The 24,463-nt window shown below is 66.7% G+C and carries 20 protein-coding genes; 11 read left to right on the top strand and 9 right to left on the bottom strand.

Annotation, left to right across the window (positions count from 1 at the left end):
- On the bottom strand, window positions 1–777 hold the full coding sequence (locus DESFRDRAFT_RS04545) for an AraC family transcriptional regulator (protein WP_005991585.1): 777 nt from the start codon (window positions 775–777) through the stop codon (window positions 1–3).
- 141 nt (window positions 778–918) lie between these two features.
- On the opposite strand from DESFRDRAFT_RS04545, the gene DESFRDRAFT_RS04540 reads away from it, so the two are divergent.
- Complete coding sequence (locus DESFRDRAFT_RS04540) at window positions 919–1,974, top strand: bile acid:sodium symporter family protein (RefSeq protein WP_005991583.1); 1,056 nt, start codon at window positions 919–921, stop codon at window positions 1,972–1,974.
- Window positions 1,975–2,013: 39 nt separating this feature from the next.
- On the opposite strand, the gene DESFRDRAFT_RS04535 is transcribed toward DESFRDRAFT_RS04540, so the two are convergent.
- Window positions 2,014–2,529: a LysM peptidoglycan-binding domain-containing protein gene (locus DESFRDRAFT_RS04535; RefSeq protein ID WP_005991581.1), complete on the bottom strand. Its 516-nt coding sequence runs from the start codon at window positions 2,527–2,529 to the stop codon at window positions 2,014–2,016.
- Window positions 2,530–2,653: 124 nt separating this feature from the next.
- On the opposite strand from DESFRDRAFT_RS04535, the gene DESFRDRAFT_RS04530 reads away from it, so the two are divergent.
- The gene (locus DESFRDRAFT_RS04530) at window positions 2,654–3,355 is read left to right on the top strand and encodes a tetratricopeptide repeat protein (RefSeq protein ID WP_005991579.1); all 702 of its coding nucleotides are present in this window, start codon (window positions 2,654–2,656) and stop codon (window positions 3,353–3,355) included.
- A 63-nt stretch (window positions 3,356–3,418) separates the two neighbouring features.
- Here the strand turns inward: DESFRDRAFT_RS04530 and DESFRDRAFT_RS04525 are convergent, their stop codons facing one another.
- Window positions 3,419–5,041 (bottom strand): PAS domain-containing sensor histidine kinase, encoded by a 1,623-nt coding sequence (locus DESFRDRAFT_RS04525; protein ID WP_005991578.1) that lies wholly within the window; start codon window positions 5,039–5,041, stop codon window positions 3,419–3,421.
- A gap of 267 nt (window positions 5,042–5,308) precedes the next feature.
- Between DESFRDRAFT_RS04525 and DESFRDRAFT_RS04520 the strand changes: the two genes are divergently transcribed.
- The 7 genes from DESFRDRAFT_RS04520 (at window position 5,309) to DESFRDRAFT_RS04490 (ending at window position 12,831) form a co-directional block, all read left to right on the top strand.
- Window positions 5,309–6,391 (top strand): FUSC family protein, encoded by a 1,083-nt coding sequence (locus DESFRDRAFT_RS04520; protein ID WP_005991577.1) that lies wholly within the window; start codon window positions 5,309–5,311, stop codon window positions 6,389–6,391.
- A gap of 82 nt (window positions 6,392–6,473) precedes the next feature.
- A complete protein-coding gene (locus DESFRDRAFT_RS04515) occupies window positions 6,474–7,361 on the top strand; it encodes a DUF58 domain-containing protein (protein WP_005991575.1) in 888 nt (295 codons plus the stop codon).
- 14 nt (window positions 7,362–7,375) lie between these two features.
- Window positions 7,376–7,843, top strand: a complete 468-nt coding sequence (locus DESFRDRAFT_RS04510; RefSeq protein WP_005991573.1) for a hypothetical protein — start codon at window positions 7,376–7,378, stop codon at window positions 7,841–7,843.
- Entirely contained in the window at window positions 7,837–8,826 is a 990-nt protein-coding gene (locus DESFRDRAFT_RS04505) for a VWA domain-containing protein (protein ID WP_005991571.1), read from the top strand. Before DESFRDRAFT_RS04510 ends, DESFRDRAFT_RS04505 begins: the two co-directional genes overlap by 7 nt.
- Window positions 8,823–10,586 (top strand): vWA domain-containing protein, encoded by a 1,764-nt coding sequence (locus DESFRDRAFT_RS04500; RefSeq protein WP_005991569.1) that lies wholly within the window; start codon window positions 8,823–8,825, stop codon window positions 10,584–10,586. The genes DESFRDRAFT_RS04505 and DESFRDRAFT_RS04500 overlap by 4 nt, the downstream gene beginning before the upstream one ends.
- Window positions 10,586–12,100, top strand: coding sequence for a BatD family protein (locus DESFRDRAFT_RS04495; protein WP_005991567.1), 1,515 nt, complete (start codon window positions 10,586–10,588; stop codon window positions 12,098–12,100). Before DESFRDRAFT_RS04500 ends, DESFRDRAFT_RS04495 begins: the two co-directional genes overlap by 1 nt.
- Window positions 12,097–12,831: a hypothetical protein gene (locus tag DESFRDRAFT_RS04490; protein WP_005991565.1), complete on the top strand. Its 735-nt coding sequence runs from the start codon at window positions 12,097–12,099 to the stop codon at window positions 12,829–12,831. Before DESFRDRAFT_RS04495 ends, DESFRDRAFT_RS04490 begins: the two co-directional genes overlap by 4 nt.
- Window positions 12,832–12,880: 49 nt before the next feature.
- Here DESFRDRAFT_RS04490 and DESFRDRAFT_RS22850 read toward each other — a convergent pair whose 3' ends face one another.
- Window positions 12,881–13,441 (bottom strand): hypothetical protein, encoded by a 561-nt coding sequence (locus tag DESFRDRAFT_RS22850; RefSeq protein WP_233489556.1) that lies wholly within the window; start codon window positions 13,439–13,441, stop codon window positions 12,881–12,883.
- On the opposite strand from DESFRDRAFT_RS22850, the gene DESFRDRAFT_RS04485 reads away from it, so the two are divergent.
- Window positions 13,421–14,734 carry a PilZ domain-containing protein gene (locus DESFRDRAFT_RS04485; RefSeq protein ID WP_233489555.1) on the top strand — a complete coding sequence of 438 codons (1,314 nt, stop codon included), beginning with the start codon at window positions 13,421–13,423 and terminating at the stop codon, window positions 14,732–14,734. The genes DESFRDRAFT_RS22850 and DESFRDRAFT_RS04485 overlap by 21 nt on opposite strands.
- 21 nt (window positions 14,735–14,755) lie before the next feature.
- Entirely contained in the window at window positions 14,756–15,745 is a 990-nt protein-coding gene (locus DESFRDRAFT_RS04480; protein ID WP_005991562.1) for an AAA family ATPase, read from the top strand.
- A gap of 5 nt (window positions 15,746–15,750) precedes the next feature.
- On the opposite strand, the gene DESFRDRAFT_RS20625 is transcribed toward DESFRDRAFT_RS04480, so the two are convergent.
- The 5 genes from DESFRDRAFT_RS20625 to DESFRDRAFT_RS04455 form a co-directional block, all read right to left on the bottom strand.
- On the bottom strand, window positions 15,751–20,613 hold the full coding sequence (locus DESFRDRAFT_RS20625) for a PAS domain S-box protein (protein WP_005991560.1): 4,863 nt from the start codon (window positions 20,611–20,613) through the stop codon (window positions 15,751–15,753).
- Window positions 20,614–20,682: 69 nt separating this feature from the next.
- The gene (locus tag DESFRDRAFT_RS04470; protein ID WP_005991558.1) at window positions 20,683–21,714 is read right to left on the bottom strand and encodes a response regulator; all 1,032 of its coding nucleotides are present in this window, start codon (window positions 21,712–21,714) and stop codon (window positions 20,683–20,685) included.
- A gap of 751 nt (window positions 21,715–22,465) precedes the next feature.
- The gene (locus DESFRDRAFT_RS21990; RefSeq protein ID WP_005991554.1) at window positions 22,466–22,804 is read right to left on the bottom strand and encodes an energy transducer TonB; all 339 of its coding nucleotides are present in this window, start codon (window positions 22,802–22,804) and stop codon (window positions 22,466–22,468) included.
- Window positions 22,805–23,214: 410 nt separating this feature from the next.
- Window positions 23,215–23,631: an ExbD/TolR family protein gene (locus DESFRDRAFT_RS04460; RefSeq protein ID WP_005991553.1), complete on the bottom strand. Its 417-nt coding sequence runs from the start codon at window positions 23,629–23,631 to the stop codon at window positions 23,215–23,217.
- A complete protein-coding gene (locus tag DESFRDRAFT_RS04455) occupies window positions 23,628–24,335 on the bottom strand; it encodes a MotA/TolQ/ExbB proton channel family protein (RefSeq protein ID WP_005991551.1) in 708 nt (235 codons plus the stop codon). The genes DESFRDRAFT_RS04460 and DESFRDRAFT_RS04455 overlap by 4 nt, the downstream gene beginning before the upstream one ends.
- Window positions 24,336–24,463: the final 128 nt, after the last annotated feature.

Genomic DNA, 24,463 nt, shown 5'->3' with positions numbered 1-24,463 from the left:
CTAAACGCCGCCGCGTACGAACGCCCCGGGCGTGATGCCGAAGGCTTCGCGAAAGGCGGCGATGAAGGCGGAGGTGGAGTCGTAGCCGCATTCGATGGCGGTGGTGGTGACGGTTTTGCCGGCTTCGAGCAGCGAAAGCGAGGCGAGCAGTCGCGCCCGGCGTCGCCAGTTGCCGAAGGTCAGCCCGGTTTGGCCGACGAAGAGGCGGCCGAGGGTACGTTCGGTCATGCCGGCGGATTTGGCGAAGGCGCTGGCGGTGCGGCTGTCGTCGGGGCTGTCGGTGAGGGCTTGGCAGATGGCGGTCAGGCGCTGGTCCTTGGGCCAGGGGAGGCTGAAGTCGGCGACGGGGAGGCTGGCGAGCTGGTCGAGGAGCGCGGCCACGAGCCGGCCGTCGGGACCGTGTTCGTCGTAGAGCACGGGCAGGGCGCAGACGGCGAGGATGAGTTCGCGGGCCAGGGGCGTGACGGAGAGCACGAGGCATTGCAGCGGGCGGAAGATGTCCTGGTCCCAGCCGATATAGAGGCCGCGCATTTCGGAGCGGCGCGATGCGGCGACTTCGTGGGCCATGCCGGGCGGCACCCAGACGGCGCGTTGGGGCGGGGCGACGTGGCTGCCGGTTTCGGTACGCACGAGGAGCACGCCTTCGCCGGCGAAGGAGAGCTGGCCGAAGGGGTGGGCGTGGGCCCGGGACACGGACCCGGCGGGCAGGGATTCGCTGCGCGGGTAGACGGGCCGGGGCAGGGTTTGGAGGGTGGGGGCGATACGTTCCGTGGTCATGTCTGTTTCCAGCTATATATTGTCTTTCTAGCGCGAGACGGCGCGTCTGTCCATGCTTAGGTTTTTGCCGACGCGGGCCGCGAGGGCGCGCGTCGATTCCAGCATTGGGGCGAGACGGCCGCATGGGCCGGGGAGATGGACATGGTTGGGAAGATACTCGAGAAAATTGCCAAGGATTGGTTTTTGGCGGGCATGGTGCTTGCGGTGGCGCTGGCCACGGTGTTTCCGGAATTCGGGTCGATCGGCGGGGCCATGCATGCGGAGCAGGTGTCCAACTGGGGCATCTTCATGATCTTTCTGCTGCATGGCTTGGCGCTTTCCACGGAGCATCTGCGCCGGGGCATGTCGCGCTGGAAGCTGCATCTGTTGGTGCAGGCCATGACCTTTGTGGTGTTTCCGATTTTGTATTTCCCGTTTCGGGCGCTTTTCGGCGGTTTGATGCCGCCGGGGCTGTTGCTTGGCTTCCTCTATTTGTGCGCCCTGCCGTCGACGGTGTCCTCGTCGGTGGCCATGACGGCTATTGCACGGGGCAACGTGCCGGCGGCGATATTCAACGCCACCTTGTCGAGCCTGCTCGGCATCGTGCTGACGCCTTCCATCGTGGAGTTGATCGAGGGTGTGCAGGGGACCGGCGGGCTGCCGTTCGGCCATGCCGTGGTCAACATCTCGCTGATGCTGCTTCTGCCTTTCGTCCTGGGGCAGGTATTGCGTCCTTTTTTGGGCAAGCTGGCCTCGCGGCACAAGAAGTTCATCAACACCTTCGACAAGCTGGTGATTGTGGTCCTCGTGTATGGAACGTTTTGCGACTCGGTCAAATCCGGCTTGTGGACGCACACCGGCCTGGAGGTGCTGGTGGTGACGCTCGGCGGCGCGGCGCTTCTTCTGGCCCTGGCCCTGTTCCTGTCGAGCTTTATCGGCAAGCGGATGGGGATGCCGGTGGAGGATCGGATCACGGCGGTTTTTTGCGGCTCGAAGAAGACCCTGGCTTCGGGCGTGCCCATGGCGCGGCTTATTTTCGGCGCCAATCCGGCCCTGGGCCTGATCGTGCTGCCGATTATGTTTTACCATCCGCTCCAGCTGTTCGTGTGTTCGCTCCTGGCGTCGCGGTATGCCCGTCGCGATACGGTCTCCGCGTCGCCGGTCGCGGATGTGATGCCCGGAACGGCGGTGATGGAAGCGGTGCGCGTGCGTTCCTGATTTGCCCCCATCCACCCTCGGTTGCCGCGTCCCGGGTCGTTATTGGAAGTCCATGACCAGGGGCGCGGCTTGTTTTGCCGGCGCGCCGTCGCGCTCGAGCGGCACCGGCGGCGGGCAGGCCGAGGCCTCGGGAATGGACAGCACCCGGCCCACGGCCAGATTTTTCGGGTCCAGTCCCGGGTTGGCCCGGGACAGGTCGTCCAGGGGGATGCCGAAGCGTTCGGCGATGGCGGCGGGGTAGTCTCCGGGCACGACCACGTAGCGCAGGCCGATGGGCTCTTCGTCGGGCAGGGCGGACGGGTCCGGCTTTGCCCGCTCGGCCGCTTGCGGGGCGGCCTCGGAGGGCCGGGGCACGAGGATGATGTCGCCGACCTTGATGCGGCAGGGATCAAGTCCCTTGTTGTGGGCCAGGACGGCGGCAAGGGGCACGTGGTAGGTCTTGGCGATGCGGGCGGGGTTGTCGCCCGGCCGGGCAATATGGCTGATGTCCTCGGCCCGGACGCCCGCGCAGGCCAGAAGGACGCAGCCGAGGGAAAGCAGCGCGCGCCGGATCATGGGCTTCCTCCGGGTTGCGGTGGCACTTTGCGCCAGACCTAGCAGGCCGGTCGGAATTTGACAATCCGGCCGCGCTTTGGGATAGCCCTGGCGTGCCTTTCCATAGTGATCAGGAGGTGACGCCATGAAATTTCGCACCCTTGTCGCGCCCGTGCTGCTTGGCTGCCTGGCCGGAGGGCTTTCCGGCTGCGGCGCCTTGAAAATGTCTTCGTCGGAGCCGGCCAAGGATCTGGTCGCTTCCGGCAACGCGGCCTATGATCGCAAGGATTACGCCGCCGCCTGTCGTGACCTGTCCCAGGCCGGGGCGACCGCCGGGGCGGTCGGGCTCAGCCGTGCCGGCGACGCCTGCCTGCGCGACGGCCGACGCAAGGCTGTGGCCGCTTATGAGGCCGCGGCCTCGGCCGCGCCGGGCGACGCCGCCGCTTTGGAGGGACTCGGCATGGCCGCCTTGTCCGACGGCGACATCGCCCGGGCCAGGGACATGCTCAAAGCCGCGGCCAAGGCCGGGGGCAAGGACCCGCGCGCCGCCTTGGCCCTTGGCGACGCCGAGCTCTTATCCGGCCAGTGCGAGGCGGCTCTGGCGGCCTACAGGGAGGCGCTTTCCCGCGAGGCGTCCTTTGCCCCGGCCAAATCGCGTCTGCAGTCGGTCCGGCTGGTCTGCGGCGCGCGCAAAGCTTCCGCTCCGGCGGCCGCGCCGGCCGCGTCCAGGTCCGCCGCGCCGGCCCCTTCCGACCTTTCTCCCGCGTCAGGGACGTCGGCCGGTTCCGCCAAGGAGCCGGGCAAGGCCAAGGCCGCGCCCAAGGTCATCGACTTAAACGATATCTGATGCGCATGGGGACGGCGTGGCCGGTCCCGCCGCCGCAACAACAAGGCGGCGGGACCGGGGCCGTCAGGACGGCTGCAGGCCCGGGCGGGCGGGTTCCTCGTCGGCGGTGAGGCCGCCGCCCTGGTCCGGCCGGCCCGTCGGCAGTTCCACCACGAAGACCGTGCCGTGGGGCAGGCGGTCTTCGGCCCGGATGACGCCGCCGTAGCGTTCGACGATCTGCTTGCAGATGGCGAGCCCGAGCCCCGTGCCTTTCTTGGTCGTGGCGGTGGTGTCGCCCTGGCGGGTCTGGTAGAATTTGTCGAAAATCCGTTCCCGCTCCTGGGCTGGAATGCCCGGTCCGGTGTCGGCCACGCGAAATTCCATCCGGCCGTTCGGCAAGCGTCCGGCCGAGAGTGTCACCTCGCCTTCGCCGGTATAGCGGGCGGCGTTGGTGAGCAGGTTGACCAGCACCTGCATGAGCCGGTCCGGGTCCAGGCACAGCCGGGGCAGGGCTCCCGGAATATCCACCACCAGGGCCAGCCGTTCGTTTTGTTCGTATTCGCCGCCCACGGCGGCCACGGCGGCGCGGATCACGTCGGCCGGGTCGGTGTCCTGGTCGTTCCAGTTGAGCCGCCCGGATTCGATCTTGGACAGGTCGAGGAAATCGTTGACGAGCCGGGTCAGCCGCGCGCCTTCGGTCTCGATGATGCCCAGGTTGTCGGCGATGCGGTTCCCTTTGCGCCGCAGCTTGTCGCTGACTTCGGAAAACGGCATGAAATCTTTGATGAAGTCCCGGCGCGTCAGCTTGGCGAAGCCGAGGACCGAGGTCAGGGGCGTGCGCAGGTCGTGGGTGACGGTGGCCAGAAAGCCGGATTTGAGGGCGTCGAGTTCGCGCAGACGGTTGTTGGCGTCGGCGAGTTCCTCGGCTTGCCGGGCCAGGGTGTCGGTGCGTTCGGTCACCCGGCGCTCCAGGTCGCGGTTGAGCGATTTGAGGCGGGCAAGCGCCATGTTGCGGTCCGTGACGTCGTTTATCAGCGTCAACGTCAGGGGCGGGCTGTCCGGCAGATTGAGCGGCGCGCTGGTGGCGGCGAAAAACCGGCCGTCGAGCGGGCTTTGGATTTCCATGCTCACGGCCTGTCCCTTGGCGACTTCCTTGCGCGGGCACCAGGGGCAGGGCTCCTCCCGGCCGTGCAGGGCCACGTGGCAGGGCATGCCCTCGGGATCGCGCCCGGCCCGGTGGGCCATGGACGCGTTGGCGAAGACCACGCGGCGGGTCGTGTCGCAGGCCAGGATGATGCCCGGAAAGGCGCGGAGAAACGCGGTATGCCAGGCCGTGTGTTCGCTTGCCGACAGGGCTTCCCGGTCGCGCTCGCTCAGGATGTCGAGCACCGCGCCGATGCCCCGGGCGTCGAGTCCCGGCAGTTGGCGCAGGCCGAGGCCTTCGGGCGGACAGATCCCGGCCGGGGCCAGAAAGACCACATGCGCCGCCAGCCCGGTAAGGCGGGCCAGAAGCCCGGCGGGAAAGTCGGACGCCTGCGCCGCCGTAAGGGCGATCACGGCCACGTCGGGCAGGCTTTCCGGGGGAAGGGACAGGACGTCGTCGCAGGAGAGCGCGTCCGCGCGGCGATGCGCGGCGCAAAGCCCGTTTGAGAGAGCCCGGGGATCGGGCTGCGGGCTCCCGGCGACAAAGAGACGGCCGCCGGTCATGACCGTACTCCGGGACGGGGCGCGTCTGACGGGAGGGGCCCCGGCCGGCCGCTTCCCGGCCTTTGTCCGAAATGAGGTACTGCACTCACGGCAATCGGCTCCCCGGCGGCCACGAAATATGCGCGACCGGATAGGCAAGACTGCATGAAACGGGGTAGCATATCCCTTTGCGCGGCACAACGTGCCCGGGGCCCCCGTCTCCCGGGGGCTTCCCAAAATGGGCCGAGGAGGGTAGGGCGCTTTTCCTTCGCCTCATGGAGGAGTTTCATGTCCGCTTCGATTTTATCCCCGTCCGTAAAGCGCCTCGTCAAACGCCTCGGCATACGCCATGCCGGCCGCACCGCCGTGGCGGCCGTGGTGACCCAGCTCGTGGTCACGGCTCTGAACCTCCCCCAGGGGTATTGGGCGGTCATCACGGCCGTCATTGTCATGCAGGCCAACATCGGCGGCTCGATCCGGGCCGCCTGGGCCCGTTTGCTCGGCACCGGGGTGGGCGCGGCCATGGGCATCGTGGCCGTGCATTTCGGCGGCGTGACCTGGCCGGCGCTGGGCTTGGCCGTCTTCGCCACCGTGATGGTGTGCACGGCCGTGCCGTTTTTGCGCGAAAGCTCCCGGGTGGGCGGCATCACGGCGGTCATCGTGCTTTTGGCCGGTCATGGTAATTTGTCCGCCCTGACCCTCGGGTTGGACCGGTTTTTCGAGATCGCGGTAGGCATCATCACGGCCCTGGCCGTTTCCATGTCGTTTTTTCCTTCCCGGGCCGGCAAGGCGGTGTCCTTTGGGCTGGCCAAGATTTTCCAGGACGAGGCCGCGTTTTTCAGCCTGATGCTGGACGGCCGGGTGCAGGACGCCTACAGCGACCGGCAGGCCTTTGTGCTCAAGGATCGCATCGTGCGTACCATCGCCCGTTGCCGGGACCTGCGACGCGAGGCCAATCTGGAGGGCCGGGGCGGCGAGGCGGCGGCCGCGCACATCCTGCTGCTTTTCCGCGCGGAACGGCTCTTCGAGCATCTTCTGGCCATGGACCATATCGCCTGCGAATGGCACGGCGAGGGGCTGCACAGCCAGCTCACCGGGGAACTGGCCGGGCTGCGCCAGTCCGTGGGCGCGGTGCTCTCCGCCCTGGGCGCGCACCTGCGCAAGGCCGAGGCCCTGCCCGATCTGGCCGCGCTGGAAACGGCCGTGGCCGGAGCGCGGGAGAAACTGTCGGCCATGCGCCGGGAGCGGGCTCCGGCGGCCTATGGCTTAAGCGAAGTCATGCACTTTTTCAGCTTCATGCACGCCATGCTGGCCTGCGCCGCCGAAACGGCCGAGATCGTGGGCCGCCTGCGCACCCTGGAGCGGGAGTAAGGGCCGATTGCCCCCCGGGCGCGGTGCTGCTACCCTGGACGCGGTCGCAACGTCCATTCGGATCGGAGGCTCGAAAGCATCCATGCAGGCTTGGCAACTGCTGGCCGCCGCCCGTCGCGTCCGCCTTCGCGGCCACGCTCCCGCAACCGAGGCCGCAACCGGCGGCTATCGCTCGGCCTTTCGCGGCGCGGGCCTGGAATTCGAGGAGTTCCGGGAATACGCTCCGGGCGATGACGCCTCGTCCATCGACTGGAAGGTCACGGCGCGCCTGGGCCGCCCCTTTGTGAAGCGTTACCGGGAGGAACGCGCCCGCACGGTCATGCTGGCCGTGGACGCGAGCCCCTCCATGCGCGCATCCTCGGACGCTCCATCCCCCTTTTTCAGCGCCGCCCTGGCCGCTGTCACCCTGGCCGTCAGCGCCGCCGACAGCCGCGACCGGGTGGGGTTGATCGTCTTTTCCGACCGGGTGGAGACCTTCGTGCCGCCGGGCAAAGGGCGGGGACAGCCCCATGCCGTGGCCGCCGCCCTGGCCGGGGCCGCGCCCGCCGGCGTCGGCACCGATCCCCGGCCGGCCCTCGATCTTTTGGCCGCCGTCATGCGCCGCCGCTGCGTGCTGTTCGTTTTCACCGACGCGTTCGGGGCCGATTTCGCTCCGGCTCTCGGCCCCTTCGCCGCCCGGCACGAGGTCACGCTCGGGCTTTTGCGCGGCGGGCGATCGGCCGTGTTGCCGCCTTACGGCTTACTCCGTCTGGCCGAGGCGGAAACCGGCCGGCACGCGGTTGTCGACTGCGGCAACGCCAGGGCCAGGGAGCGGTATGCGCGCGCCGTGCGGGAGCGCGACGCCGCCCTGCGCGCCGGCCTGGCCGCCGCCGGCGTCGGCGTGCTCGAGCTTGCCGTGGGGGACGCGCCCGGGCCGGCCCTTGACGCCTATTTTCGCCGCCGGGCGCGCCCCGGAGCCTTTCTGGGGTAAGAGAGCGGACCGCCATGGACGACATCCGCGACATCAAGGGCCCGGTGGGGCTTCCGGCCGGCCTGTCCGGCCTGGGATTGGCCTTGGCCCTCGCTCTTTTGGCCGTGGGGGGGCTGGCCGTGTGGCGCTGGCGGCGGGAACGCTGCGCGCCGGGTCGCCGCGCCCTGGCCCGGGTCCGCGCCGGGCTTGCCGCGTTGACCGCCGACGCGCCGGACCTGGACGATCGGGACTATTACTACCGGCTGGCGGCTCTGGCCCGTGAGGCTTTGGCCGCCCGTTTCGCCTTGCCCGCCACGGCCATGACCACGGCCGAGATACTTCCCCGGCTGGACGCCTTGCCCGGGGCCGAGCGCGAGGCCCTGGCCGGGCTTTTCGCCCGGGCCGACGGGGCGCGCTACGCCGGCCGGGAAGTCGCCGGGGCGGACCGGCTTGGCGACACCCAGGCCGTGGCCCGGCTGGCCGCGAGGGGGTTGGCATGCTGACCCTGGCCCGGCCCGAGGTGTTGGCGCTTGCCGCCCTGGTCCCCTTGGCCCTTGTCCCCCGTCTGGTGTCGCGCCGGGGCGCGCTCGAAGTGGCCGACGTCGGTCCGGCCCTGGCTACCGGCAAGCCGCCGCTTGCGGCCATGCTGCCCATGGCCTGCCGCCTGCTGGCCCTTTGGTGCGTGATCCTGGCCCTGGCCGGACCGCGCCTTGTGACCGAGACGTCGGTCTACCGGGGGCGCGGGGTGGACATCATGCTGGCGGTCGATCTTTCGGAATCCATGGCCGCCCTCGACATGCCGCTTCCCGACCGCACGGTCAGCCGGCTCGAGGCCGTGGCCCAGGCGGCGGCGCGCTTTGCCGCCGACCGGCCCGGGGACCGCATCGGCCTGGTCGCCTTCGGCTCGCGGGCCTACGTCGTGCTGCCGCCGACCGACGACCGCGCCGCGCTGACCCAGGCCCTTTCCCGGCTGTCCGTCGGCGCGGCCGGCCGGCGCACGGCCATGGGCGATGCCGTGGGCCTGGCCGTCAAGCAGCTTGATCGCGCGCCGGGGCTGGCCAGGCTGGTGGTGGTCTTCGGCGACGGCCTGTCCAACGCCGGAGAGGTGCGTCCGGTCGAGGCCGCCAAGGCCGCCGCCGCGCGCGGCATTGCGGTCTTCACCGTCGGGGTCGGCGGCGACGGCCCGGCCCCGTTTCTGGTCAACCATCCGCTGCTCGGCCAGGAGATCGTGCGCGAAAACGCCGCCGTGGACACCGCCGCCTTGACCGAGCTGGCCGCGCTCTCGGGCGGGGCGTTTTTCCGGGCCGAGGACGCACCCGCCCTGGCCCAGGCGGTCGCCGCCGTGTCCAAGCGGACGGCCAGCGACATGAAGCCCGTGCCCACGGTGGAAAAGACGCCTTTTGCCCCCCTGGCGGCGGCCCTGGCCATCTGCCTGCTCACCCTTTCCCACGGCCTGTCCGCGACGCGCTTTTTGAGGCTGCCATGACGTTTGCCAGACCGGAATTCCTGGCGCTTTTGGTCGCCGTGCCGGTATGCGCGTCTTTCCTGTGGCTGGCCGGGGCCAGACGTCGCGGTCTGGCCGCCTTTTTCCCGTCCGTGTCCGGGCATGGCCGGCTTCGCCGGGTCAAGGCCATCCTCTTTCTGGCCGGGCTGGCCCTGCTGGCCCTTGGCGCGGCCGGGCCAAGGGCGGGGCATGTCGCCGCCGTTGTCGCGCCGCCCCCGGCGCTGCGGCTTTTGGTCGCGGTGGACTGTTCGCGCAGCATGCTGGCCCGCGACATGGCCCCGGATCGTTTGTCCGCGGCCAAGGGGCTCGTGCGCGCGGTATTGGCCGGGCTGCCCCATGTGGCCGCCGGGGTGGTCGGGTTTTCCGGCCGGGCCTGGCTGGCCTGTCCGGTCACGGCCGACCGGCCGGCCCTGGCCCTTTTTCTCGATGCCTTGTCCCCGGCCGAGGCCCCGCTCGGCGGCACTTCCGTGACCGCCGCCCTGGAGGCCTGCCGGCTGGCTTTGACCGGGGCGCGCTCCGGTGCGATCCTGGTCCTCTCCGACGGCGAGGACACCGTGCCGGTGCGCGATGCGACCGGCTCGCGGCCGGACGATCCGCCCGTTTTCACCGTGGCCGTGGGCGGGGCCACACCGGTTGCCGTGCCGCTGCCTCCCGAAGCGGGCGGCGGCGTGTTGCGTGACGGGGAGGGCCGGCCGGTGCTGGTCGGGGTGGACGCGGCCGGCTTGGCCGGGCTGGCTCAGGATACGGGTGGGCGGTTTTTCCGGCTGGCCCCGGATGCGCCTTCGCCCGCCAGCGGGATCGTCGCCGCCTTGGCCGCCCAGGCCGCTGCCAAGGGGCATGCGGCCGCGACCGTGGACGCCCCGGCGGATCGGTCCGCGCTGTGCTACGCGGCCGGGCTGGCGCTGCTTGTCCTCGACCTGCTTTTGGTCCCCCTCGGCAAAGGCGGCGGCGCCGCCGTTCTGGCCGTGGCTGTTCTGGGCGCGACGGCTCTCCCGGCCCGGGCCGGCGATCCGGCCGCCAAGGATGTTTCGCGCGGCATCGCGGCCTTTGCGGCCGACGACGCGGCCACGGCCTTGGAAGCATTCCTGGCCGCCCGGGTCTGGCGGCCGGACAGCCCGGAGATCCTCTACGACATCGGCACGGCCTATTACCGCCTGGGCCGCTTTGACGAGGCCGGCCGGATGTTCGCCCGGGCGGCGTCTGCGGGCTCCCCGGCGCTTCAGGCCAGGGCGCTTTACAACCAGGGCAACGCCGCCTGCCGTCAGGGCGATGCCGAGGGCGCGGGCAGGCTTTACGCCGCGTCCCTGGCCGTGGACCCGTCCGACGCCGAAGCCAAAGCCAACCTGGAGTGGCTGCGCAGCGGAGCCGATCCCTGCCGCAAGGGCGGTCAGGACGCGGGAGAACCCGGCTCCAAGCCCGGCCGGACGCAGGATGCGGCCGCTGGCGGCGAAGGAAAGGCCGATGCCCCGGGAAAGGCCCCGGCTCCTGTGGGGCAAGACGACGGCAGCGGCAAGCGGGAAGGCCCGGATGGGCCGGCCGCGTCTGCCGATGCGCCGCCGTCAGCCGAAAAGGAAGGGCCGGCGAATGCGCCGGTTTCCGGCGCGTCCGGCCAAAAGGCCGGTGAAAAGCGGGCCCGCTCGGCCGGCAAACTCGGGGACCCGGTCCTTGACCGCGTGCCCGACCTGACCGGGCTGCCAACGCCGCCGCTCTACGGCCGCCCGAGCGTGGCCAAGGACTGGTGATGCGTCTTTTCTCGTTTATTATCGCCGCGTTGCTTTTGGCCGGGAGCGTGGCCTTTGCCGGGCCGCCCGGTCCTGTGGCCACGCCCACGGCCGAACTCGATCCCCGGGACATCTCCCTGGGCCAGAGCCTGATGCTTCGCGTGTACATCCCGGGCGAGGCCACGGCGGTCATCACCGTGCCGCGGCTTGCCGACTGGACGGTGGTGCCGCGCGGCCGGGTGCACGGCCTGCTGGGTCCGGGAGCCGGCGAACCGGTCACGGCCTACCGTTTCGAGCTGATTCCGGTGCGGACCGGAAGACTGGCCGTGCCGGCGCTGACCGTGGAAACCGGCGGCCGGACCTTCCGCACCGCTCCCCTGGAGGGGCTCGTGCGGCCGCGCCCGACCCCGCCCAAGGCGCTGGCCGGGCGCGACGTCTTTCTCGACGCGTCGCTTTCCAAGGCCGAGCCGTATGCCGGCGAGTTCTTCGTCTACACCCTGCGCCTCTACCGGGCCGTGGCGGCCTCGGGCATACACCTTACCCCGCCGCGTTTCCCGGATATGGAGGTGCTCCCCTTGCCCGGGCAGCGCGACGGCGAGATCGAATTCGCCGGGCGGCGTTATGCTGTGACCGAGGCGGATTATCTGCTCACGGCCGCGACGCCCGGGCAGGCGACCATCCCGCCGGCCACGGTCGTCTGCCGGGGCGTGCCGGGCAAGGGCGGGGCGGCCGTGGACGTCACCGTCAAGGGACCGGCCGTGCCCGTGACCGTGCGCTCCTTGCCGGCCTACGCCGGGGACGCGCCCTTTGCCGGGCTCCTCGGGCGCATGACGCTTTCCTCCCGGCTCGATGCCGGCGCGCCCGGCCGCGACGCGGTCTATACGCTCACGCTTGCGGGCCGGGGCAATCTGGCCGATGCTCCGCCGCCCCCCGTCGTCGCTCCGGCCGGGGCCACGGTGCGTTTTTTGGATGCCGAAGGCGGCGGCGACGCCGGCCGGTCGGGTTACGTCGGCCAGCGGACCTTTCGCTACGCCGTCAGCGCCGCCAAGCCGGGCGAATATGTTTTCGGCCCGGCCCGGCTGGCCGTGTTCGACCCGGTTGACGGGCGTTACGCGGTGATCGAGGCCCCGGCGCGGACCTATCGCCTTCCGGCCGCCGCGTCGGTCCCGGCCGATCCCTCCCTGGCCCCGCCCTTGCGCCATGTCGCGGACGGCGCGCAAGGGCGGGGCGCGCTCTCTTGGCCCTGGCGACTGGTGTTGGCCCTACTGCCGCCCCTGGTCTATGCCTTGACGTTTCTGCCGCGCCGCCCGCGTTCGCGGCGGGCGGTTTTTGCCGGTTCCCCGTCCTCCCTGGCCGAGGCCCTGCGGGACCGGTTGGACCGGGCGGCGGGGCAGGGCGGGGAATGCCCGCCGGCGGCCGTGGCCGCCCTGCGCCGGCTGGACGCGGTGCTCTACGACGGCCGCCCCGTTTCGGACCGGGAATTCGCCGAAGCCGTGGACGCGGCGGTTAGGGTCCTGGCGGAGTTCGAAGCATGAGGACGCTCCTTTCCTTCACCGTGGCCCTATGGCTCCTGGCATCCGGCGCGGCCCTGGCCGGCGGACCGGGGCATACGGCGCTGGAGGCGGCCCGGCGGGACTACGCGGCCGGCCGCTACGCCGCCGCCGCCGCGTCCTTTGACGCCGCTACCAAGGCCGATCCCGGTCTGGTCGGAACGGCCCTGTGCCTGGACGCGGCCACGGCCAGCCGCTTGGGCGGCGAACCCGGCCGGGCAGCCTGGTGGCTGTACCGGGCGCGCCGCCTGGACCCGGCCGATGGGGCGGTCGCCGCCGCCCTGGCCGCCGCCGGGCTTGAGGTCACGGCCGTCGATGCCCCCCTGGCCGGGCTTGTCGCGCCGCGCCTCTTGTGGACGCTCGTGTTGACGGCCAATGCGCTTTTCTGGTTCGGCCTGGCCGGGCTGCGGTTTTTCCGGGCGCGGGCGCCGCGCCGGTGTATCGTTGTCGCCGCCGCGCTCGTGGCCGCGCTGTGGCTGGCGGCCGGCTGGACGTCGGTGGGGCCGGTCCTTTTCCCGCGCGCGGTGGCGTTGCGCGCCGTCGAAGCCGCCAGCGCCCCGGAACCGGGGGCCGCGACGCTTTTTTCCCTGGCCCCCGGCACGGTCGTCGTTCCCGGGCCGTCCCGAAACGGCTTTGTCCGTGTGGTCACGGAAAAAGGGGGGGCGATCCGGGCGGGGTGGGTCGATCGGAACACAGTTGCCGCATTGCCGCGTTAAGGTACACTGTTGCGCGAGCCCCGGGCGCTTGCGAAAAAAAGGCATTGTGCTATCGATCGACAGTCTTTCTTCGAAGGCCGTAAGGATAGGACCTAGCTTCATGAAAGATGCCCTGGCCCCCGTGGTCAATACCAGCCTGGACATGCACTTCGGCCGGCTTGCCAAGCTGGCGCCGGAACCCGCCGCATATCCGACGCTTGTCGGCGCAGCCTCGCGCCTCGTGCGCCATATTTCCAACAATCTCTTGAACAGATCCACGGCTGACGCCATCGACGCCAGCGTGCAGCGCTACATATTCGATCGAAACGCGGCCTTGCCCGTCTGGTTGGTCAACAAGGGCTTGGTTGCCTGCCAGAATAACCGGGCGAAGTTGGAACACGCTGTGATGGATATTTTGGAAAGCGACTTCAACAGGAGACGCTTCTTTGATTATTTGAGCAGCGAGCTTTTGTATCATTGCTGGACATGGATAAATGAAGACGCGAAAAAACACTGGGAGGTCCATTTTGTCGGCAACGCCCGCGAAAACAAATACTGTATAAATCTCAATGACAATGATTATGTGTTGAAATTCGAAAGCAATTTCGTCGTGAATACGCGTAACGATCATGCGGTTCGGGACTGGTATTTTCGCTCTCTGGGCACGGCCACCTTGCTGGAATTCGCCAGCCGTCCGGTTTTCGACTTCACCGCCAAGCTGGTGGAGGCGAAATACAAGACGCCGCTCATTTTGAAGTTGTTCAGGAATATTTTCGACAAGGCCGTCCACGGACCGGCGATCGGGCGGTTCGGCGTTTTGGTGATCGGCGATATCCCCAAAGCCTTCGGCCTGGAGGAGTATCGCAACGCGACCCTTATGCTCGAACCCGGGGCGTTTTCCCGCGATATCGGCGTACTGGAGCTTTTTCGAAACCTCATGGGGCGCTTCGACGGTTATTGCCCCGAGGGCTGTTGCGAGGCCCGGTTCCGCATGGGCGTGGAACCGCCGCAAAGCTTCGTCAACCGGATCGCGGCCATGTACTGGCTGCGCAAGACCCTGGACGCGGCCAAGGCCATCCAGCAAAAAAAGGCCGCCCCCTCACGCGGGCTCCTGGTCGAGGAACGCACGGTCCTGGAAAACGCCTTCAAGCAGAAAAGCCTTCTTTACTTCCGCCTGGCGGACGCTTCCGAGGATACGGCCATAAATCCCTGCTATATCAAAGCGATCAGGAACGAGTCCATGATTCTCCAGTCGCCAAGGGGCAACAGGCTCAACGAGGCCGGAAGCGGTCATGAGGTCCACGGCTATTTCGCCATCACCGACCGCAAGCAGAAAAGCACGTACTGCGATTTTCGGACAAACGTCATCGAGGTGCGGGCCGTGGACGCCGATTACGCCCTGGTGGAGCTGGCCTTGCCGGCCGTCTTCGCGTTGACCCGGCGCACCCACAAGCGGCTGCCGCTCAACCCCAGCCATCTGGCCTCCTTCGAACTCTCCGCCCCCAACCTCAGCGCGGACTGGAACGCCTTTTCCACCCTGGAGCATTGGCCGGCCCCGTTTTGCATCATTCCCGACGGCGCGTCCCAGTGCCACATCCGGGATCTTTCCGCCGGCGGGCTGATGCTCGAAATGCACGAGGAAGCCCCGGCCTACACCTATTTCGTCGAGGGCAACAAGGATTACCCCCTTCTCGCTTTTCTGCACCTGACTGGGCAGGTCAACCTGCCGGATCTCAAGCTCGGGCTGCGCCTGGAGATCAAGAGCATTCGCGATTTTCCGCCGCTGCACAAAAAATACGTCGGCTTCCAGTTCACCGAAGCCGGCGAGGTGCGCCGGGACAAGCTCGTGCGGTTTACAACCGTGGGCAAGGACGGCATCTTCCTCATCAACGACTGGATTTTCCGCAACACTATCGGACGTTGAGCCGCTTTTCGGAGATTTCCCATGACCATGATCGATCCGGCGCGTCTGGCCGGCGTCGGCGAGGCCGCCTTGGCGTTGCGCGCCCAGATGGCCAAGGTGCTCGTCGGCCGGGCCGGGTTCGTGGACAGGCTTGTCATCGCGCTTTTATGCCGGGGACATGTGTTGATCGAAGGCGTGCCGGGGCTGGCCAAGACGTTGGCGGTCAAGACCCTGGCCCGGACCGTGCACGGCGAGTTCCGCCGGGTGCAGTTCACGCCGGACCTGCTTCCGGCCGACATCTGCGGCATGGAGGTGTACCAGCCGGCCACGGGAACGTTTTCCGTACGCAAGGGGCCGGTTTTCGCCAACATTTTGCTTGCCGACGAAATCAACCGCGCGCCGTCCAAGGTCCAGGCGGCCTTGCTCGAGGCCATGGCCGAGCGGCGCGTGACCATCGGCGGGGAGACGTTTTCCCTGCCCGAGCCGTTTTTCGTCCTGGCCACCCAGAATCCCATCGAGCAGGAGGGCACGTATCCCTTGCCCGAGGCCCAGGTGGACCGGTTTCTTTTCCAGCTCGTGCTGGGCTACCCCTCGGCCGAGGAGGAAAAGGAGATCGTGCGCCGGGGGGGAAGCGGCGAGCCGGCGACGGTCGAGCCGGTCATCTCCGGGGAGCGGGTGCTGGAACTCGGGGCGCTCGTGGCCGGGGTACGGCTCGATGCGCGGCTTCTGGATTACATCGTGGCCCTGGTCGGGGCCACGCGCGACCCCGGTGGGGCGGGAATCTCGGGCCTGGCCGGCCTGGACGGCAAGATCGCCTACGGCGCGTCGCCGCGCGCCTCCATCGCCCTGGCCCGCACGGCCCGGGGCATGGCCCTTCTTGACGGACGGGACTACGCCACGCCCGGAGACATCAAGGCGCTGGCCCCGGACGTCCTGCGCCACCGTATCCTGCTCACCTACGAAGCCCAGGCCGAGGGGCTCACCCCCGACGCCGTCGTGCGCACGCTCCTGGAGAACGTTCCGGTGCCGTAAACAGGCTAGGGCAGGGCTTCATAGGCGGCCCTTGCCGCGACGAGTTCCTTTTGCAGGGCGGCAAACGAAGCGGACATGTCCGCCTCGGGCGCATCCTTCAGCTCGCGCTCCATGCTTCGCGAAACCGCGCTCACCCGCCAGGCTCCCAACTGGGAGGACAGGCTCGTGAGCGTATGCAGGAAGCGCGTAAAGGCCTCGACGTCCCTGTCGGCCGGAGAAAAGGCCGCGAACGCCTTCTCGTTGTAGCTCTCGAAAAAGCTGTCGCACAGTTCCCGGTAGAAGGGCATGTCGTTGCCGATGAGCGGGAGAGCCTCCTCCCAGCGCAAGGCGCTTTCGTTCTCGTTTTCCTCGGGCTCCGAACGGGTGTTGCCGCCCCGCGCCTCTGAAGGAGCCCGGGTCTGCGCCGGCGGGCTCGCCCGGTCCTGGAGATCCCCCAGCCGCCGCAGCTCGGAAAGGGCTTCCAGGGCTTCCTCGAATTCGTAGCCATGGATGGCCTTGGCGAGCTTTTCAAGGGCGTCCGGGTAGGGCGCGAGAGCGGGAATGCCTTGGAGCCTTTCGAGCGCGCCCAGGGCCGCCGTGTTCGACTCCTCCAGATAGCGTTCGAGCCGGTCCATGAGGCGCGGGAGGGCTTGTTCGCTTGGCCCGGATTCTTCCTCCGCTCGGGGGCCCGCGGCGGAAGCGTCTTCTTTGCCGGCGGCCTTCCCCCGGCGACGCTTGCCGGAAAGCCCGGAAAGCACCTGATGCAGGGCCAGCAACACCTCCTCGAGCGGCGCCTCGATGACCTCGGGGCCTCCTTTCAGGCAGGCGGCCTCCAGCGCCTTGGCCGCCTGTTGGACACGCCGCGCGCCGATGTTGCCGGCCACGCTTTTGAGCGTATGCGCCAGGCGGGCGGGGGCGGCGGCCTCGCCAGCCGCGAGGGCCCGGCGAAACATCGCGCTGAAATCCCCGTAGTCCGTCACGAACCGCTCGAGCAAACGGCGATACAACGCCACGTTGCCCTGCACCCTGGCCAGCCCGCGCCGCGTATCCAGCCCGGGCGCCTCCCAGGAAACGGCGTCCTCACCGGGGCCGGGCGCCTCCTCGGGCATCTCCGGCCCTTCGGGGTGGGCCGGCGTGATCCACCGGCCGAGCGTTTGCGACAGCTCCTTGAAGTTGATGGGCTTGCCGATATGGGCGTTCATCCCGCAGGCCAGGCATTTTTCCTTGTCCCCGGCCATGACGTTTGCCGTCATGGCGATGATGGGGAGGTCTTCGAATCCGCCCATGGCCCGGATTTTCCTGGTGGCCTCGTAACCGTCCATGACCGGCATCTGGCAATCCATGAGCACGCCGTCGAAGCGTTCCTTTTGGAGCATTTCCATGGCCGTCCGGCCGTTGTCCGCCACTTTGGTCCGGACGCCGTTGCGGGCGAGGAGCTCCCTGGCCACCTCCTGGTTGATGGCGTTGTCCTCCACCAGGAGGACCTTGGCCCCGCGCAGCTTGGAGACCGTGGCGGCGATCTCCTTGCGTTTGGCCTTGGCATGCCCGCTGCCTCGCTCGGGAAGGCGTCCCATGGCGTCCATGATGGCGTTGAAAAGCGAGGACGGCATGAACGGCTTGTGCAACACCGTGTTTTCCGTATCCAGCTCCTCGGTCAGGGCCTTGAGCGTGGGGCGGCCATGGGTTGCGGCCAGGATGATCTTGGGCTTGGGATCGATCTTTGGGGCGTCGCGAAGGGCCTGGCACAACTCGCGCCCGCTCATGTCCGGCAGGACCCAGTCGATGATGGCCATGTCATAGGGCCGCTCTTGCCCCTTTTCCTCCAGCAGGGCCAACGCCTCCTTGCCGGATGCGGCCGCCTCCGCCTGGAACCCGAACCGCGTCAGCATGCCGAGAAAGATGTCGCGGGCGGCGGAGTTGTCGTCCACGACCAGAACATGGAGTTCGCCAGCCCAGTCGCGGGAACGGTCCGGCGCGGCCGGCGCGGCCTGTTTGCCGAACCGGGCGGTGAAATGAAACACGCTGCCCATGCCCGGCTCGCTTTCAAGCCAGATGTCGCCGCCCATAAGCTCGGTGAGCTTTTTGCATATGGCCAGCCCCAGCCCCGCCCCGCCGTATTTCCTGGTGGTCGAGGCATCCGCCTGGCTGAAATGCTGGAAAAGCTTTTTTCGCTGCTCCTCGCTGAGGCCGATTCCCGTATCCTTGACGGAAAAGTGCAGCTTGGCCCCGGTCCCGGTTTCCTCGATCACGCGGGCGCTGACCACGACCTCTCCACGCGGGGTGAATTTCACGGCGTTGTTGCCGAGATTGATCAGGATCTGCCCGAGCCGCAGCGGGTCGCCCACAAGCGTCGGCATATTTCCGGGCAGGTCGAACAGCAGCTCGAGGCCGGCTTCCTCCGCCTTCAACCCCACCATGCTGGCCATGTTTTCAAAGACGTCCTCGAGATGGAACGCGACATGCTCCATATCGAGCTTGCCCGCCTCGATCTTGGAGAAATCCAGGATGTCGTTGAGGATGCCGAGGAGGTTCTCGGCGGAACGGTACACCTTCTCGATATACTTGCGTTGCTTGTCCGTAAGCTCCGTCTGCAGGGCCAGATGGGAAAGCCCCATGATGGCGTTCATGGGCGTACGGATTTCATGGGACATGTTGGCCAGAAAATCGGATTTGGCCTTGGTGGCTTCCTCGGCCTGCTCCTTGGCCTTGGCCAGGGCCTCCTCGGCCGCCTTGCGCTCGGTGATGTCGATGACCCAGCCGAGAATGGCCCGCTCCCCATGGTAGTCGAAATCATAGCAAAAAAGGATGACGTCAAGGATTTCGCCGTCCCTGGCCCTGAATTTGGTTTCGAAATGTTCCACCCGGCCGTTTTCCGCGAGCAGGGCCAGCATCCTTTCCCGGTCCACGGGATCGGCATAGGCCCGGCGCGCCTGCGTTCCGACCGAGAGGCCCATCGCGGCCATGCTCTTGTTGGCGAACCGCGCCACGTCGTTCACCGTGACCACAACGCCCACGGGGCTGGTCTCCAGGATTTTCTGCAGGCGGTGCTGCTCGTTTTCCAGCTCTTCCTCCATCCTCTTGCGCACGGTCACGTCGCGCAGGACGGCCACGAAGATCATGTCGTCGTTCACGACGGCGGTGTTGAGCGCGATCTCCATGGGAAAGATGCTTCCGTCCTTTTTTTGGGCGTCGAGCACGATCTGGCGGCCGATGACCTTCGGCGCGCCGCCGTTCAGGTAGTTCCTGATGTATTGGGCATGCTTGCTCTTGTGCGGCTCGGGCATGAGCAGGCTTATGTCGCGGCCCATGATCTCCTCGCGGGAGTAGCCGAAGATTTCGCTGGCCGCCGGGCTGAACTCCGTGATCCTCCCCTTGGAGTCGATGACGATGATGCCGTTGTTGGCCGTATCGATAATCCCGCGCAGATGGGCCGTGCGCTCGGTGACCTTGTCCTCGAGCTCCTTCTTGGTTTTTTCGAGTTCCTCCCTGGAGCGCTCCTCGTCCGTGATGTCCACGAAGGTTTCGAGCAAGAGCTCGCGGCCGTCGCGCACGATGTGGGACACGGTTTTGAGGATGGGAATCTCCCGGCCTTCCTTGGTCAGGAGCGTGCGTTTGGACATGTTGCGCGGCTGAGCGAGGTCCAGGATGGGGCAGTTGTCCTTTTCGACCGGGCAGGTCAGCCTGTGGCAGACCTTGCCCACGACCTCGTTGCGATCTCGTCCGGCGAGTTTGAGGGCGAAGTCGTTGACGTCCACGATGGTCCTGTCCGCTGGATCGACGATGAGAATGCCCGCGGCGATGGAATTGATGAGTTGGTCCAGGAACCGCTCGTTTTGCGCCGCCTCCTCCGAGGCCTTGATGAGCCCGTCCCTGGCCTGCTCGATGGATGCGAGCATCTCGTTTATGCCGGCGCCGAGGTCATGGATCTCGTCGTTCCCTTCGACATGCACCCGCCTGAGATCGCCTTTCCCGCCAAGACGCGACACCTGGCCGCTCAGTGCCTCGATGCGGCTGACGACCTTCTTGTAGAACAGGAAGTAGATCAGCCAGCAGGTGGCCAGGATCGTCAGCCCGATGACCGCGTAATAGACATCCGTGATCCGTTCGCCGCGCTTGCCGATGTCCCGGTTGGTGACGACCGTGAGGACCGCCACGGGCTCGCGGCGCACACCCTCGAGGCTGGATGTGGCGCTTATGGCGTCTTTATTCGGGCGCTCGATGAAGAAGCCTCCCTTCAACTTTCCGGAAAAGGCGGCAGGCTTTTTTTCAATGGATTCCAGGTGGACGGAAAATCCCAGGGACTCGGAAAGCTCCTCCAGCATGCGGGGCGTCACCAGTTTGGCCATAAGCATGGCGCCTATGGGGGGGCCGCTGGCGTCGCTTTTGAGCACCGGCCGCTTCACTACCAGGGCCAGCAGGCCATTATCCAGGAGCGCCAGCCCTTTTATGCCGTCTTGCGGGTTTGGTGGCGGGGCCGCCTGTTCCATCTTGCGCACGAGCCGCTCGACCATGGCCTGATCTTCGTTTCCGTCGACGTCGTAGCCGCGTTCGAAGATGATCCGGCCGTGTTCGTCCCAGATCGCCAGGGCCGACAGGGACAGGTTCGTGAACGCTTCCGGGGTCAGGTTCGACGCGACGAACCCGGGAGAGCCGTTTTGGACAAAGGCGTAGGCATCGTCCCATATGGCCCAGTCCCGCAACGTGGCGTCAAGCTGGTTGAGCCTGAGGCTGATTTGTTTTTCCGCCTGAAGGGCCGACTCGATGGCTTCCCCGTCTTCAAGGTCCCTGAAGCCGTCCTTGATGATGAAAAGGGAGACGAGCGTCTGGCTGACCGCAAGCAGGAAGACCACCATGGCGATGCTGAGCAAGGTTATTTTTTTCAGTTTCATACGCGCTCCCTGGAAGCGTGGGCCCTCGCGGAGGCGCCCGAGGGCGTGGTGGCCGCAAGAAGGGGAGTGTCAGTTGGTGTCGGTGTACATCCTCATGAACGCCAGAATTTCGTCCAGATGGTCCAGGAAGGCGGCAACGAGCGCGGGATCGAAATGTTTTCCCGACTGCTCGCGGAGATACGCCACCGCCTCCTGCTCGGGCCACGGGGCCTTGTAGGGACGCCGGCTGGTCAGAGCGTCGAAAACGTCGGCGATGGCGACGATGCGTCCGGCCAGGGGGATGTCCTCACCGGCAAGCCCCCTCGGATAGCCCGATCCGTCCCATTTCTCGTGGTGGGATAAGGCCACTTCGCGGGCCAGGCGCAGCAGTGGGGTGTCATGCCGCCCGAGGATCTTCGCGCCGAAGGCGGCATGTTTCTTCATGCATTCGCGTTCCTCGGGTGTGAGCCTGGCCGGTTTGAGCAAAATGGTGTCGGGGATGCCGATCTTGCCCACGTCGTGCATGGGCGTGGCTTGCAGGATGAGGTTCGCCTCCACGTCGCTGAGGCCGGCGGCCCGCGCGAGGACCTCGCAATAATAGCTCATGCGGATGACGTGTCTGGCTGTGCAGCTGTCCCTGAACTCGGCGGCCCTGCCGAGCATCCGTATGATTTCGAGCCGGCTGTCTTGCAGCTCGGCCGTGCGCTCCCGCACCATGAGTTCAAGCGCCCTGTTCTGGTCGTACAACGCGAGATGGGTTTTCACCCTGGCCAGGACGATGGAGGGACTGACCGGTTTCCTGATGTAATCCACGGCGCCGAGGGCGAGTCCCCGGGCTTCGTCGTTCTCGTTTTCCATGGCCGTGATGAAGATGACGGGAATGCCGCGCGCCCGAAAATCCTCTTTGAGCCGCGCACAGACTTCGTAACCGTCCATATCCGGCATCATGATGTCGAGAAGGATGATGTCCGGCTTGAAGCGGATGGCAAGGTCGATGGCCTTGGCGCCGCTCTTGGTCGCTTTGACGTTGTAGGCGCTTGCCAGTATCCCCGCCAGAACATCTATGTTATCCGGCGAATCGTCGACAACAAGGACAGTCTGTCTGCCGTTATTGTTTTGCATGGGACCTTCGGTAAATCGCTCATCAACTGTCTGGGGCGGCGATATTTTTACAAGAGCCCGTTTTGTGAACCGGAACCGGCCAACTGGCCGGGCTCAAAAGACTACCATAAGAGGCCGGCACAAAGTAAGTACTCCATAACAGTTTGAAATAAATAATTGTTATGCATAATTTGTGCCGGAAATCCGGAGTGATTCTCCCTGGGCAGGCAACTCTTGGAGAACCTTCGCACAACCGACCTGGGGGAAGGTTCGGATTGTTTTCGCCGGCAACGGTTCTTTTTCATCAAGTAAACAACATCGCATCGTAACATGTTGTGATGTGTATTGATCCGCCTTTCAAGCGAAGCCCGCCGACGCGGCGGGCGCAGTGTGTCGTGCGCGCGTTGGCCTCCGGAGCCAAAGGCCGGGCGGCCTCAAAGCGCAGGGCCACGTTCGCGGTTATTTTGCCCACGCCTTTTCCCGCTTCGGGTGCTTGGCGTGGGGCGGGCATGTCTGAGGGCGCGGAGACAAGGTGCGCGGCGGGGAAGGGCGGGGGGCGAGGGACAGAATCGACTGCCGACACCGGGGTTTTCAGTCGGGCGAAATGACTCTTGTAAACATATCTCGACATGCCTGATTCAATTGTAACAGCATATCGAAATAGGGAGTCCGTGCCCTGCGTTACCAGTCCGAAGGGGGGCTCCTTTTGTCCCAAGCGCTGTTCGGCATTTGTTTACTGCCGAATAGAAACAAAAGAACACTCCGACAAAATTCAATTTGCCATCTTGAAATGAAAAGGCACAAGAACAAGAGTGGCGACACTTTGACCGCCGACCTTGCCCGGAACGAACCGGTAGCTGTGCGCAGCGGCGAGGGCCGACTCCTCGAAAACACCTTTCGGCTCCGCTTTCCGGATAGTGCAATGGGTCGGTTTCCCCTGGCTGTCGATGATCATGCTCACGAGGACGGTCCCTTCCAAGCGCAATCGCCTAGCGCTCGGAGGATATTGCGGCAATTCCCGATTGATGATTTTGGGCGGGATATCCACGACCGCGGCGTCGTAGACCCCCATTCCTCCAATCATATGGGAAGGCCCGGCGGTCTTGCCCATGCTTCCTCCCGCGCCGGAGGGCTCCTGGGCCCCGGCCGCTTGTTGCGGCTGCAAAGCCGCCGGTTGCCGCGCGGGAGACGGAGATGGTTTCGCCGTGGAAGGCGTCGGCCTTTTTTTCGGGCTGATCTTCTTGACCGCAACAGGCGCGGGCTTGGCCGCCACGACCGGTTTGGGGAGCGGCGCCGGCGTCGGAGGGGGGGGCGCTACGGGAACCGGGGGCTGCGCGATCGGTTCGGCCGCGGCCGGAGCGCTGGCGGGTGGTTCGATGGCCCTCGGCCTGACAAGCTCCACCATCCCCACCGTGAATGTCTTCGAGACGGGAGCCGGTTGCGCCGCCGGCCACAGGAACAGAAGGGCAAGGCACAGTGCATGGGCACTTACGGAAATGAGGATGTCGGCGCTTCGCACGGTTACCGCGCCCCTTCTTCCGGCCGTTCGGCCACCACGCCGAAATGGTCGATGCCGGCTTCGCGGATGCGGCCCATGATGTCGACGATACGCCCATAGGATACCCCCCTGTCGGCGCGCAAAAAAACGGCCTTTTGCCCCAAGGCGGCCCAATTGCGCAGCCTGTCCGTTAAATCCTCCAGGGAGACGCTCTGCTCGTCGAGAAAAATCGCACCCTTCGGGTCGACCCCGACAACGAGGTGATCATCATCGGCGGGCAAGGCCTCCACGGTCTTGGTCCGCGGCAGGTCGACATCCAGTCCCTCGGTCATCATCGGGGCCGTGACCATGAAGATGATGAGCAGGACCAGCATGACATCGACGAACGGCGTGACATTGATGTCGGAAGAGTAGCGTCTCCCCCTGCCGCCGGCGCTCATGAACACACCTGCGTGCGAGGAGCGGCGAGTTCCATGCCCTGCGGGTACGTGCAGGCGTCGTGGCGCAGCCGGTTGAGCAGCAGGCCGGCAAAACTGATGTACTGGCTTTCCAGCGATTCGATCATGCCCAAAAACATATTGTAGGCGACGCTGGCCGGGATGGCCACGGCGAGACCCACGGCAGTGGCGATGAGCGCCTCGGAGATTCCCGGCGCGACCGTGGCCAGAGAGGCGGACTGCATCTGCCCGATGGCGTGGAAGGAATGCATGATGCCCCAGACCGTGCCGAACAGGCCGATGAAGGGCGCCGCGTTGGCCGCGATGGCCAACAAGGGCAGGGCCCGGGATAATCCGCGCATCTCCTCGGCAATGCCGTGGTGCAGGATGCGGCGGACATTGTCGGAGACGAGCTTTTCGGCGTCCCCGGACAGGGAAAGCTTTGTAAACTCCTTAAATCCCAACGAAGCCATGCTTCTGATCGAGGGCCCGGCTAGGGCGTCGATGGCCGCCGCCGCCTCGGCCAGGGAATCCGCCTCAAGGATCTGTCCGGTCAGACGCGATACGCCCCGTTTGGCCACGGTGAGGCTTCGCCACTTCCAGTAGATGACGGTCCAACTGACGACCGACATCACAACCAGCAGCGCCAGCACGGCCTTGGCCACCCCTGTGGCTTGGGAAAGAGCCTGCAGCAGAGTACTATCCATACCGTTTGTTCCTTTTCTCGCTAAAGACAAAAAAGTCCCGTCCGTGCTTGCGATCCGGCCACACGTCGCGGCATCGTACGACCGAATCGCAAACGGAACGGCATTGTATGGTCAACCCAAACAAACAA

This window comes from Solidesulfovibrio fructosivorans JJ], from assembly GCF_000179555.1.
Taxonomy (GTDB): domain Bacteria; phylum Desulfobacterota; class Desulfovibrionia; order Desulfovibrionales; family Desulfovibrionaceae; genus Solidesulfovibrio; species Solidesulfovibrio fructosivorans.
This window is presented reverse-complemented; position numbering and strand designations above follow the sequence as displayed.